This is a genomic window from Planktothrix sp. FACHB-1365, from assembly GCF_014697575.1.
Taxonomy (GTDB): Bacteria; Cyanobacteriota; Cyanobacteriia; order Cyanobacteriales; family Microcoleaceae; genus Planktothrix.
Window position 1 is genome coordinate 1 of the sequence record NZ_JACJSC010000022.1, and the last position, 12837, is coordinate 12837.

At 41.0% G+C, this 12837-nt stretch carries 15 protein-coding genes; 10 read left to right on the forward strand and 5 right to left on the reverse strand.

From position 1 onward, the window contains the following. The first annotated feature begins 318 nt into the window (after positions 1–318). Complete coding sequence (locus H6G57_RS20025) at positions 319–627, forward strand: DUF760 domain-containing protein (protein ID WP_190521695.1); 309 nt, start codon at positions 319–321, stop codon at positions 625–627. Positions 628–825: 198 nt separating this feature from the next. Continuing rightward, entirely contained in the window at positions 826–1935 is a 1110-nt protein-coding gene (locus H6G57_RS20030) for a bifunctional oligoribonuclease/PAP phosphatase NrnA (protein ID WP_242049043.1), read from the forward strand. Positions 1936–2419: 484 nt separating this feature from the next. On the opposite strand, the gene H6G57_RS20035 is transcribed toward H6G57_RS20030, so the two are convergent. Both H6G57_RS20035 and H6G57_RS20040 read right to left on the reverse strand, forming a co-directional pair. Continuing rightward, positions 2420–3046, reverse strand: a complete 627-nt coding sequence (locus H6G57_RS20035) for a ribonuclease H-like domain-containing protein (RefSeq protein WP_190521697.1) — start codon at positions 3044–3046, stop codon at positions 2420–2422. 187 nt (positions 3047–3233) lie between these two features. Further along, on the reverse strand, positions 3234–3755 hold the full coding sequence (locus H6G57_RS20040; RefSeq protein ID WP_190521699.1) for a CAP domain-containing protein: 522 nt from the start codon (positions 3753–3755) through the stop codon (positions 3234–3236). A gap of 208 nt (positions 3756–3963) precedes the next feature. Here H6G57_RS20040 and H6G57_RS29790 point away from each other — a divergent pair, with 208 nt between their 5' ends. Then, the gene (locus H6G57_RS29790) at positions 3964–4302 is read left to right on the forward strand and encodes a DUF6972 family protein (protein ID WP_375539541.1); all 339 of its coding nucleotides are present in this window, start codon (positions 3964–3966) and stop codon (positions 4300–4302) included. Then, positions 4250–4528, forward strand: a complete 279-nt coding sequence (locus tag H6G57_RS20045; protein WP_190521701.1) for a hypothetical protein — start codon at positions 4250–4252, stop codon at positions 4526–4528. The genes H6G57_RS29790 and H6G57_RS20045 overlap by 53 nt, the downstream gene beginning before the upstream one ends. A 108-nt stretch (positions 4529–4636) precedes the next feature. On the opposite strand, the gene trpB is transcribed toward H6G57_RS20045, so the two are convergent. Then, on the reverse strand, positions 4637–5887 hold the full coding sequence (gene trpB / locus H6G57_RS20050; RefSeq protein WP_190521703.1) for a tryptophan synthase subunit beta: 1251 nt from the start codon (positions 5885–5887) through the stop codon (positions 4637–4639). A gap of 266 nt (positions 5888–6153) precedes the next feature. Between trpB and H6G57_RS20055 the strand changes: the two genes are divergently transcribed. Continuing rightward, positions 6154–6918: a hypothetical protein gene (locus tag H6G57_RS20055; RefSeq protein ID WP_190521705.1), complete on the forward strand. Its 765-nt coding sequence runs from the start codon at positions 6154–6156 to the stop codon at positions 6916–6918. A gap of 21 nt (positions 6919–6939) precedes the next feature. Here the strand turns inward: H6G57_RS20055 and H6G57_RS20060 are convergent, their stop codons facing one another. Continuing rightward, entirely contained in the window at positions 6940–7353 is a 414-nt protein-coding gene (locus tag H6G57_RS20060) for a hypothetical protein (protein WP_190521707.1), read from the reverse strand. A 100-nt stretch (positions 7354–7453) separates the two neighbouring features. Here H6G57_RS20060 and H6G57_RS20065 point away from each other — a divergent pair, with 100 nt between their 5' ends. From H6G57_RS20065 to H6G57_RS20075, 3 genes are all read left to right on the forward strand, one after another. Further along, positions 7454–8836, forward strand: coding sequence for a serine/threonine-protein kinase (locus H6G57_RS20065; RefSeq protein WP_190521709.1), 1383 nt, complete (start codon positions 7454–7456; stop codon positions 8834–8836). A gap of 322 nt (positions 8837–9158) precedes the next feature. Then, entirely contained in the window at positions 9159–9419 is a 261-nt protein-coding gene (locus H6G57_RS20070; RefSeq protein ID WP_190521711.1) for a UPF0175 family protein, read from the forward strand. After that, a complete protein-coding gene (locus tag H6G57_RS20075) occupies positions 9416–9907 on the forward strand; it encodes a DUF3368 domain-containing protein (RefSeq protein ID WP_190521713.1) in 492 nt (163 codons plus the stop codon). The genes H6G57_RS20070 and H6G57_RS20075 overlap by 4 nt, the downstream gene beginning before the upstream one ends. A 241-nt stretch (positions 9908–10148) precedes the next feature. On the opposite strand, the gene H6G57_RS20080 is transcribed toward H6G57_RS20075, so the two are convergent. After that, entirely contained in the window at positions 10149–11348 is a 1200-nt protein-coding gene (locus tag H6G57_RS20080) for a response regulator (RefSeq protein ID WP_190521714.1), read from the reverse strand. A gap of 122 nt (positions 11349–11470) precedes the next feature. On the opposite strand from H6G57_RS20080, the gene H6G57_RS20085 reads away from it, so the two are divergent. Then, a complete protein-coding gene (locus H6G57_RS20085; protein ID WP_190521716.1) occupies positions 11471–11965 on the forward strand; it encodes a permease in 495 nt (164 codons plus the stop codon). A gap of 91 nt (positions 11966–12056) precedes the next feature. Next, a complete protein-coding gene (gene hdhA / locus H6G57_RS20090) occupies positions 12057–12824 on the forward strand; it encodes a 7-alpha-hydroxysteroid dehydrogenase (RefSeq protein WP_190521718.1) in 768 nt (255 codons plus the stop codon). Positions 12825–12837 lie beyond the last annotated feature (13 nt).

Below are 12837 nucleotides of genomic sequence, written 5' to 3' on the forward strand. Positions count from 1 at the left end.
TAGGGAAGGGCATTCCCGAATTAACGCTACAGGAGTTGGAGTCTCTACTCTTCTTGGGGCAACCCTGGTTGAGCAAATTCTGACGTAGAATGTAGAATCCCCGTCTCTTCAGAGCGGGGAGTGTCAATATCATCAAGATACTTGGGATAGAACACCTCAAGCTATTTTAAAACAATTCATAAGCTCGTAATTTTGATTAAGAGTCGAATAACCCGTTCTCTAAGTTCGGTTTTACACACTATAACAAGTTGAAAAAGGTTAGTTACAGTAAAAATAAGAACAGAAAGCAATAACAAGATTAAATTATTTGATAAGACTATGACAAACCCTGTATCTCATCGTCAACTCTCTGCAAATAATGTATTATGGCAATATGTTCAAGCGATGGAACCGGAAACTATTGCTAAACTGTCTCAACCGGAACCCGAAGTTGCTCAAATTATGGAAAATAGCTTGATGCAAATGTTAGGTGGTTTACCTTCAGAGCATTTTGATGTTACGATTACCACGAACCGTGAGGATTTAGGCCGTCTTTTAGCATCAGCAATGATGAATGGTTATTTCCTCTACAATGCCAAACAACGCCTGGAGTTTGAAAAGTCTTTATCTCCTTCTCAAGAGGCTTGATTTTTACAGGAAAGTTGCTACAGTCAATAATAGTTGCACTGCAACACCTTGAGTAATTCCAAAGATTCGGCTTTATTCCTTCCCTACCAATTGGTAGGGGAGGAAACCTGTATTACAACTTACTTTTATTTATATTTTACAGTGAACAATTCCACTCAATCTGATGCCTTAACGGTTTCCAGGGAACCTTCTCTCTCCCTGTGTCCTGAATTTGTTTTACCCATTCAGAAAAAACAGGCTTTTCAGCAAGTTTTAGAACGTCATTCGGGAGAACATCAATTAATTATTATACAAGATTTTCCCGATCCTGATGCCTTATCTTCAGCTTGGGCTTATCAGTTAATTGCTAAACAATATAATATTGACTGTGATATTGTCTATGGGGGAACCCTCAGCCATCAAGAAAATATTGCCTTAGTGAAATTAACAGGATTACCTGTCCATCGCTGGCCCTTAGAAATGGCAAAAACCAAAGATTTATCGGTTTATTCCGGTTGTGTTTTAATTGATAATCAAGGCACAACCAGTCAACTAACCTCTTTAATTCAATCGGCTAAACTTCCAATTACGGTATTAATTGATCATCATAGTTTACAAAAGGATTTACATCCTGAATTTTTTGATATTCGCCCTCAAATTAAAGCGACGGCTACAATTTTAACTCAATATTTGCAATCGGGTTTTTTAGAACTTGATAATAGTGAAATTGATCATATTAATTGTGCAACGGCGTTAATGCACGGCTTACGTTCGGATACAAATCAACTTCGACAAGCCACCCGTGAGGATTTCTTAGCAGCGGCTTATTTAAGCAGTTATTACGATGCGAGTTTATTAGATTCTGTGTTGCGTTCTTCTCGGTCTAAACGGGTGATGGATGTCATCGAACGAGGGTTATCAAATCGTCAAGTTTTAGATAATATTTCAATTTCAGGGGTTGGTTTTTTACGCGCTTCTGACCGAGATGCTATTCCGCAAGCGGCGGATTTTCTATTAACTGAAGAAAACGTGCATACGGCGGTGGTTTATGGATTAGTTCATGATGATTTTAATGAAGTGGAGATTATTGTGGGTTCCTTGAGAACGAATAAAATCACCCTTGACCCGGATGAATTTATTAAAGAAGCCTTTGGAACCGATGTTACGGGTAAGTTTTTTGGAGGGGGAAGAAGTCAAGCGGGAGGGTTTGAAATTCCGTTAGGGTTTCTATCGGGTTTTAATGAAAATAAAGATTATGCAGAGATGAAATGGAAGGTATTTGATGCTCAAGTGAAGCAAAAATTATTGCGTTTAGTGAATCCTGATTAAAAGGTTTAATCTGTTTCAGTAAAAAATCATCTTTTGTCTTCTCTTTATCCCAAAGGCGGTTGGGGAAATTTTTTTTGAGAATTTTCCTGAACAGAATCATCGATGAAGGAATAAACAGGAGTAGATGCACCCTGATGGTTTTCCTTCAACTTCGGTTGAGGGAATTTTTTTTTGAGAATTTTCCTGAACAGAATCATCGATAGAGGAATAAACAGGAGTAGATGCACCCTGATGGTTTTCCTTCAACTTCGGTTGAGGGATTTTTTTTGAGAATTTTCCTGATGAGAATCAAAAGTGAAGGAATAAATAGATGTAGATGCACCCTGATGGTTTTCCTTCAACTTCGGTTGGGGGATTTTTTTTGAGAATTTTCCCGATAGGAATCAAAAGCGAAGGAATAAACAAGAGTAGATGCACCCTGATAGTTCCCCCTCAACTTCGGTTGGGGGGTTTTTGCTTGGGAAGGCTTCCTATGTTAGTTCTGTTAATGGTGTTCAAAAATACCTGGAAATTGTAATAAATCTAAAGTGACCATGACAGGTAAACAGGAAAAACATTGTTGAGCCAGTTCTAAACGGTCTTCTCGTTCTAACATCGACACTAACTTTTTCTGAACACTCAATAAATAGCGAACATCATTAGCCGCATAGTTTAATTGCTCTTCGGATAGGTTACTGGCATTTCCCCAGTCGGAACTTTGGGAGGTTTTATCGAGTTCAACTTTTTCTAATTCTTGGACTAATTCTTTCAGTCCGTGTTTTCCGGTATAGGTTCGGACTAATTTACTGGCTATTTTAGTACAGAATATCGGGTTAACTTCTATTCCTAAGTAATAGCGAATAGTGGCAATATCAAATCGAGCAAAATGGAAGACTTTGAGAATATGAGGTGCTTCTAACAGTTGTTTTAAGTTCGGTGCTTCTGTTTGACCTTTAGCAATTCTAATGGCGGTGACTTGACCTTTGGGGTCACAAATTTGAATTAAGCAAAGGCGGTCTCTCCAAGGTAATAACCCCATCGTTTCCGTATCAACGGCTAACGCATCGGCGGTTAGGTATTCAGATAATAACGTTTCAGAAATATCCCCATCACAAACTTGAAAATTAAACATAGGATTATTGACTGTTGACTGTTGACTGTTGACGGTTACGGGCGGGGTTCCCCCGCCCCTACGACGGTTGACTGTTGACTGTTAGCTTTATTCGTTTTTAATAAAACTATTCCCTATTCGTAATTCGTAATTCGTAATTCGTAATTTCCTGTTCCCTGTTCCCTGTTCCCTGTTCCCTGTCCTACATTTAAAGCCATGCTTTTCTTACAAAAATCTGAGTAAAATAATACTCTCCTTTAGCATTTCTGACAATCCCAACTCCGGTTAACTCATAATTTCCTACCATATTGCGTTGATGACCTGGACTTTCTATCCATCCTTTTACAGCTTGTTTTCCAGGGTCAACATAACCGGAATTAAAGGCAACATTTTCGGCAATTTCTTGCCAACGGACAAATTGACGAATTTTTTGAAATCGAGCTTTTGAACCGCTATGACCAAAGGGAACTTGACCATTTGCCATTAACTGACTATGAATGCGACATTGTTCACTAATTTGCGGGTCTAGTTTTAAAGGCGGTAAATTTTTAGAAGCCCGATAATTATTAACTTGTTGATGTACGGATAATTCCAATTGCGCCAGATTAGAATTATTAGGGGTAACAATGGGTGTGACTTGCGGTAGGGGCTTTCCAATTGAATTAATTTCTGCTAAAAATGTACACCCTCCCAATAATAAGGCTATTCCCATGAACGATATTTTAAACATAGTTGATTTTAGCAATAGTGTTGATGCGGTACAGTTGCGATAGGTTTGGGAAATTGTGATCGTTTTTTTTAGCTTACAGCATAAATTATGATTTTTGTCAAGATCTCTAGTTGTGGTTTCCGGTTTCGGTGATGGACGTAACCCTGTTCGGTATTTTTAACCCATTTTAGTCTGTGATATGCTCAGGGAGCGCAATAGCCTGAGCATTATGAGCGGAATTAGCCGTGAGATTTTTCTAGATCCTAAACATATTCCTAAACATCTACCAAACACCCCTCAATCACAGAGATTACTGCTACGAGGGCGAGCCATTCATGTTTTCAATGATGAAGATACGATGCTACAAGTTGCTCAAGCTATTATAGAAAGAGGAGAATACACGGGCAGCGTTCGGAATTACGAGCGCTATGGGCTATTTTTTACTGAAGCAATCGGTTATCGGATCAGTCCAGACGGTTCAAGAACTCCTTTGTTCTACGGTGAGGTAAAAATTGATGCAAACAGCCGATACCACGCAATTCCTCGCACCCGACCTAGTGAAAGATGATTGGAACTTCTTAGAAGTTTGGGTAGATTCAATGCAATCACCACCCTACGTCTTGCTGCTACTAGGTGACAAAATGGAGGGTTGTTATGTTTTCGACCCCTCTGAGCATTATAGTCTTGTAAAAGCTTTTCAGAACTATGAAGAAGCTCAACTCTGGCTATTGGAAGATGAATACGAGCCTCTGGAAGGACGTCTATTTAGCCTCGAAGTTCGCCAGAGCGATTGAAACTTGTTGCGTGGAAGGGCATAACACCGTTGGACTGTTTCATCACTGAAATCAATAACGTTTTAGTGTCACCCATCCTACAAAACAATTTTACTTTTATTATTGAATTTAACTGTTAGGATGATTCAAGAATTTTTGCACCGTTTGTACATCCTTATCTCCCCGTCCTGAACAATTTAAAATAATTCGAGGACTACCTTCTAATTGCGGACAAAGCATTTCTAAATAAGCGATCGCATGGGCCGTTTCCAAGGCTGGAATAATTCCTTCTAAACGCGATAACCGTTGAAACGCATCTAACGCTTGTTGGTCAGTCACACTATAATATTCTGCCCGACCCAAATCTTTTAAATAACTGTGTTCTGGCCCCACACCCGGATAATCTAACCCCGCACTAATAGAATGGGCCTCCATCACTTGACCATCATCATCTTGTAACAGATAACTCATCGCCCCGTGTAAAACTCCCACTTGACCATGAGTTAAAGTAGCAGCGTGTTTTCCGGTTTCTACCCCCGAACCTGCGGCTTCTACCCCAATTAGACGCACAGAAGATTCATTCACAAACTCATTAAATAGCCCCATCGCGTTAGAACCACCACCGACACAAGCTAATAAAATATCCGGTAAACCGCCCCATTTTTCTAAACATTGGTTGCGGGTTTCGATGCCAATTACATTATGAAAATCCCGTACAATCATCGGATAGGGATGGGGGCCAGCAACGGAACCGAGAATATAATGGGTCGTTTCCACGTTCGTTACCCAGTCGCGGATGGCTTCAGACGTCGCATCTTTTAAGGTTCCTGTTCCCGCTTCCACAGGTCGAACTTCCGCCCCTAACAACCGCATTCTAAACACATTCAGGGCTTGACGTTCCATGTCGTGAATGCCCATATAAATCACACAGTCTAGGCCATAACGGGCGCAAACCGTCGCCGTCGCTACCCCATGTTGACCCGCCCCGGTTTCTGCAATAATGCGTTGTTTACCCATTTTCTTCGCTAACAACGCTTGGGCGAGGGCATTATTAATTTTATGAGCCCCCGTATGGTTGAGGTCTTCCCGTTTCAGATAAATTTGCGGGCCTGTACCGTCGGGTTTCGCATAATATTGGGTAAGGCGTTCGGCGAAATACAGAGGGCTAGGTCGTCCCACATAGTCTTTAAGCAGGCTTTGGAGTTCCGTTTGAAATTCAGGATCTTGACGATAATGGTGATAGGCTGTTTCCAGTTCAGCTAAGGCAGGCATTAAGGTCTCTGGAACGTATTTGCCGCCAAATTGTCCGAAGCGTCCGAGGGGGTCAGGGCGTTGTGTTGCGGTGAGTTGGGGGTTGGGAGGTAAGGGAGTGGTAGTCACGGCGCAGCAAAATGATTAATATTGAACAATTTTCTAATTATATAGCGAGTCTCAATCAAAAGGTTAGGAATCTAAGCTGACTCAGTTGTTGTGATATAAAATCCCTAAATGTTTACTGCAAATTCACCCCTGTAGAGACGTTCGATGGAACGTCTCTACAGGGGGTTTGGGGGGATTATCTGTAGCATCTATAATGGGATTTGATATGAGTTAGGGAACAAAAGCCACTGTTTGGAAATTAAATGATATTGATGGGTAAAAATGCTATGAATCAAAATTCTAATTCTTCGGTGGTTCCAGAAGCCAATTTAAGCCAAAATCAATCTATTATACTTGGCAAAAAATTTTATATCCTGTTGGGGATAACTTTTTTAATTTTGATAGTTGCTTTAACCCCAGCTTATACTTATTTAATTTTTGCCCTAACTTTAACAACGCCACAATTACAACATCATTCAGGTTATCCTCATATTTTAGTCGATTTATTCTGGAAAGGATTTAGTTTATTAACGGCGATATACTGGCTTTATCTAGGAATTAAAATTGGATTATCTCGTCGGGGCGGACTTTGGGTAATTCCGTCGGCGTTCCTGTCTTATTTTCTGTTAATTTTGATGGTGCAATTCATTGGAAGATTATCAGCAATCGTTATTCCCAGTAGTTCTGATTCTGTTATTAGTCTATTCTTTCAAGATGGTGGAAAATTTGTTAGATTTTTGAGTCGCAGTTTCATTTATCTTTGGGGAGGTGGAAGTGTTTTTAATATGGGGGTTGTTGGAGGATGGTTAACGAAACGGTATCAAAAATTTGGCTTTGAACCAAAAGAATCTAATATTTTAGCATTTCTGATGATTCTATCGAGTTTTAGTTGGGGAGTTGTGTTTTTCTTAAAATGGCTTTTACCCGTGATGATATTAACGGGAATTCTGAGTTTAGTGGGAATTTTTAAATTAATTCAAACTAGCGTTAAGAAACGCCAGAGATTAATTCAAGCTTATTTGAACTCAGAATCTCAAAAAATTCTCGAATAAATAATTTAGGATTAAGTTATTCTAATTATAATAATTAATGTTTTTTGACAGGGATAGGGGTTGAATATAACGTTGATTCGCCCGAACATAACAAGGGTTATTTTCAGGATATCTCCGAACAGGCATCCAAGGCAATTGTTGACTATCTTTGGCATTGATTAAGACTTCATCAGAACCGCCTCGATAGACTTCTGCTTGTAAAATATCTCCCTGTTTAAATTGTTGAATAATGGGGGAATTAATGTTGGGTGTTTGACGACAATTTAATGTTGTTGTAACAACTTTCCATAAAGAACCTGCCATCAAACGGGGAGGAGCTTGACCTTTAACTGGTGCTTCATTAGAGTAATAATTTCCCTGACTATCGGGGATAGGAATAGGCAGTTGACTCAATAAAACCATTGTAAGGTTTAAAGCTGCTAATGGTATTTTCATAAATATCAATAATAGTAAGCTTTTCTCAATGAGGCAATCGGTGTAATTGTGATAATATAGAATCAACTATATTTTAACTCAATCAGACCAGTCCTGAACCATGAGTCAATGCCTTAACCCTGATTGCCTCCAACCCAACTCTAAAACCACAATTTTTTGTCAAAAGTGTGGCTCGAAATTGCTATTAACAGATCGATATCGAGCTTTAAAAATATTAGGACAAGGAGGATTTGGTCGAACGTTTCTAGCGGTTGATGAGCATAAACCGTCTCAACCGTATTGTGTAATTAAACAATTTTTACCCCAAGCCCAAGGCACGAATAATCAACAAAAAGCCGAGGAACTATTTCAACAGGAAGCGATACAATTAGAACAGTTAGGCAAACATCAACAAATTCCTGAATTATTCGCCTATTTTATCCAAGATCATCGTCAATATCTGGTTCAAGAATATATTGAAGGACAAAATTTAGCCCAAGAATTAGCTCAAAGTGGAGCATTTTCAGAAACTAAAATTGTTAATCTGTTAGGAGATTTATTACCTGTTTTAGCGTTTATTCACCAAAAGCCATTAATTCATCGAGATATTAAACCGGAAAATATTATTAGAAGAAAGAGCGATAATAAATTTGTTTTAGTGGATTTCGGAGCCGCAAAAGCAGCCACTAGAACGGCGTTAGCGGTGACAGGAACAGTGATTGGTTCTGCTGGATATGTTGCACCGGAACAAGCGTTAGGAAAACCGACTTTTGCCAGTGATTTATATAGTTTAGGAGTGACTTGTATTCATTTATTAACGAATAAGGAACCCTTTGATTTATTTGATGTTAGTGAAGGAGATTGGGTTTGGCGAGATTATTTAACGGTTAAAGTCAATAATACTTTGGGTCAAGTGTTAGATAAACTTTTACAGCAGGGAACCAAAAAACGTTTCCAAACTGCTCAAGAAGTATTAGAAGCATTACAATTAACCGAAAAACCAATATCACCACCAACACCCCAACCGGATATAGAATTAAAGTCAGCTAAAGGCGTTAATTATGAGCAATTAGAACAATTTTTGAAAGCGGGAAGTTGGAAAGAAGCTGACGAAGAAACGGCTAATAAAATGTTAGAAGTCGCCGAAAGAACAAAGGAAGGATGGTTAAGGGTTGAAGATATTGATAAATTTCCCTGTGAGGATTTACGAACTATTGACCAACTTTGGGTAAAATATAGCAATGGACGCTTCGGCTTTTCGGTACAGAAGCGCATCTATGAAAGTCTGGGAGGAACCCTGAGTTATGAGGAGAAAGCTTGGGAAGCGTTTGGTGATCAGGTGGGTTGGCGTGTGTATGGAAACTGGTTATATTACGATCAATTAAGATTTAATCTGACAGTAAAAGATGGCCACCTCCCTCTATGGGGATATTGGGGAAGGGTTGTTGCTGGTTGTGGGGGTTGGCTGAGTGGGGCTGCTCTTCTCTCGCATCGAGACTTGTAGACTGTAACGTATAAGGCTTTTAACCCGACAGTGTAGGGGCGAGGCGCGCCTCGCCCCTACAGAGGATTAATAGGGTTGCGGGTTTCCGATAGGGTCAGAAACCGGGTTTCTTAATTGAGCTTTTTGTTAGTAGCAAAGGTTAACGCAGAAACCCGGTTTCTTGGAGGTGTTGGTGGGGGTCAGAAACCGGGTTTCTTAATTGAGCTTTTTGTTAATAGCAAAAGTTAACGCAGAAACCCGGTTTCTTGAAGGTGCTGGTGGGGATAAGAAAATAATTAATCTGAATAAACAAGTCAATTAATTCAATCACATTAAAAAAACAATGAGCAAACTGATCTTAGAAATCCCTGAAGATTTAGCAGAAACTTTAAATTTGCCACCATCGGAAAGACTTTCAAGAGTTAAAAGAGAACTAGCGATCAGACTTTATCAGAAAGGAATTTTATCTTTCGGTAAAGCACGACAATTAGCCGAATTAAGTAAATGGGAATTTCATGAGTTACTAAGTCAAGAAAACATTGAACGCAGTTATGATTTAGAAGAATTAGAAACTGATTTATATAATTTAGAGAAATTGCAATGAAAGCAGTTAGTAATTCATCAGTTTTAATTGCTCTGAGTAGTATTGGACAATTAGAACTCCTTAATCAACGATTTTCCGATGGTGTATTTATTCCCCAAGCTGTTTGGAAAGAAGTTGTAGAAACCGGATCAGGAAGACCTGGAGCTAACCAAGTTGCAAATGCTTCATGGTTAACAATTTGTCCGGTTAATAATCTTAATTTAGTTTCTTTACTCAGGTTAGAATTAGATGAAGGAGAATCAGAAGCGATCGCCCTATCTTTAGAACAACCAAATTCAGCGATTTTACTCGATGAAAAAAATGCTAGGGGCGTTGCTAAACGGATGAATTTATCTCCATTAGGAACAGTCGGTATTTTAATTTGGGCGAAACAAAATAGATTAATTTCTACTCTTAAAGAACAACTTGATGCTTTGCAAACAGTGGGAAAATTTCGCCTGAGTTATTCAGTATATCAAGAAGCTCTTAAAAATGTTGGCGAACTGTAACATCCTGATCTTAGCATTGAGGTTCGGTAATTTTTGCTAGAATAAATATAGTAGAATATAGAGGAGAAGATATAATTAATTCTGCTAGTTTTCCCGAACTTAAATTGACAGCCGAACAAATTTTCAATGCTTTATAAATTCAAGGGAAAATCTGGAAAAAATCGGGTTAATAATTAAGATTAATTATCAACTTGTGTTAAAAAATCCGGTTGATGGGAACGTTGAATCATCAGGGATGCTATTATCGGAGCCATTGGGTAACATCGGAGGTCGTTCCTGTTAACTTAATGATCTGGCCAGAATGATCAAAAACAGGGCCGCCTCGGGCGTTGATGTAGCGAATTTCTCCATCATTAGCGCGAATGATGCGTAAGTTGGCTTCAAACGCCTCCCTTCTGAGTGCCCGATACTGAATGGCTTCCTGATGAAGTTGGCGATCATCAGGGTGAATTAAAGCTAAAATTTCTTCAGCAGAAGGAGCAGGCTGATTCGGGTCAAGACCATGAATCAGAAAAAGCTCCTCCGTCCAATAAATTTCGCGAGTTATGACATCGAACTCCCAACACCCGACTTGAGCCACTCGTTGGGCATTTCGCAACATCATTTCTGATCGTCGTAGTTGGGCTTCAATGTGTTTGCGCTGCTCAATTTCCTCGTGTAGACGGGCATTCGCCGCCATCAATTCTTGCCAGATATTGGCGGTAATTGAATCAACCATCCCTTCTAGGAGATAAGGATCTCGGTTAAGCAACTTGGTTTTCTTGTTATAAACCGGATCGAGACAGTACCCCAGACCATAGTGAGTTTGAATAAAATCTTGAAGACCCGCCTGTTCAAGCTTGCGGCGAATACTGCGGATATGGCTCTTGAGGGTGGCATCGCTGGGTAACTCATCGTCCAATGTCCACAGGCGATCGCCTATCTCGCTGCGAGAAAACATTTGTCGGGGATAAGTGAGGAATAGCTTCAGAATTTGGTATTCCTTGCGGTTGACCTTTAAAACTTGACTGTGACAGGTGATTTGTTGGGCGGTAGGATTGAGAGACAATGGCCCCCAGGTGAGCAGAGGGCTGGCCCGACGAAGGCCCCGCCGCGCCAAAGCACGCAGTTGAGCCAGGAGTTCAGGAAGCTGAATCGGTTTCACTAAACAGGCATCCGCCCCACTATCTAAGCCCTGGACACAAGTGTTGGCATCAGCAGGCTCCAGCATCAGCAAAATCAGGACGGGGTTGCCAACCTCGCGCAAGCGACAACACAAAGTCACTCCATCCATATCAGGCAATACCGCCTCCAGCAAAACCCCATCGTACATGAACGCCTGAAGCAATTCCCAGGCTTCCTCGCCATCGGTTGCAATATCAACGATGAAGCTATGGCGTGATAAAACCTGATGTATGACCCTACACAATGTTGGGTCGGGGGAAACCAGCAGAATTCTCATGGTTTAGCGGTTCAGCTTTCACAAGGGCTATCCCTCCAGAATTACACAAAGTTTTCACCTTTTTCTGTCATGCTTTCTCCAAGTTTTTTAGCCCAGACCAAATTCTGAAAAGGTTGCTCTATATGGTTCCCGCCTCCCATCACGTCTATGATTTCATTCAAAAGAATGCCTTGATCAGTGGTGTGATCAATGGTGTCATCAACGGTGTGATTGGCTGGTTTATGTTTCGCGCAAAAGAGGCTCTACCCCTTACCGTTGATACCATATCAGCCCATGAAAAAACAGTTTTCTCAACGGGGGTGATGACGGCGTTTATGCTGTCGCTGATCTTGGGGACAATCGCCTTTTTTACCTTCAGCAAAAAAGCCAAAACTTTCCCCTTGCCATTTCCAGAGCTTTTGGATCGGCCTTTTTTCTTTTTTGGGGTGAGAACAGTTCTGTTTTATTCTCTGTTTGCCTTTGGTACAGCGGCATTGGTTGCCCTATTTTTGCAAAAGTTTTTAGGAACAATTCTGGTAACGCCTTTGATCGGTGCAATTCTTTTAGGGATAATCGCTGGGATAGGGTCCTGGTTTATTAATGCGGCGGTCATGAAAGCGATGTTGCGACCTGAGTAAGTTTTTGAGTGATGGCGTTTGATTTGGACTTTGTTGAGAACTCCGATAACAAAGGGTTCTAAGTCTTTAACATTATGGAGATTATGTCGATATGACCGTTTTGGACGCATTCAAGCTCGATGGCCAGGTCGCTATTGTCACCGGAGGCGGGGCTGGTATTGGCCGGGGCATTGCCGAATTGTTTGCCCAGGCTGGGGCTGCTGTGGTCGTTAGCGATTTGAAGGAAGACACTGCTGCTGCGGTCGTTAAGGGCATTCAGGACAAGGGAGGTAAAGCCCTTGCTGTAGCCTGCGATGTCACCAATGACCAGGATCTTGAAAATCTCGTCAACGCGACCTTGGATGCCTTTGGCAAAATCACCCTCTTGATCAACAACGCTGGGGGCGGTGGGCCAAAACCCTTTGATATGCCGATGGACACCTTTATTTGGGCCTACAAACTCAATGTGTTTTCAGTGTTTCATCTGTGCCAACTGTGTGCTCCCCATATGGAAGCCACAGGAGGGGGAGCCATTTTGAATATTTCCTCTATGTCCGCAGAGAATAAAAACGTCAATATGGCGTCTTATAGTTCCTCCAAGGCGGCGGTTAGCCACCTGACTCGGAATATTGCCTTTGATTTGGGGCCAAAGGGAATTCGGGTAAATGCGATCGCTCCAGGTGCAATTAAAACCGATGCCTTAGCGACGGTGCTGACCCCGGAAGTTGAAAAAGTCATGCTTAAGCATACCCCCCTAGCGCGACTGGGAGAACCCAGTGATATTGCTTATGCTGCCTTGTTCCTGTGTTCTCCAGCCGCCAGTTGGGTGAGTGGACAGGTGCTCACCGTCAGTGGGGGCGGTGTGCAGGAATTAGATTAAGTGTCCATAAGTC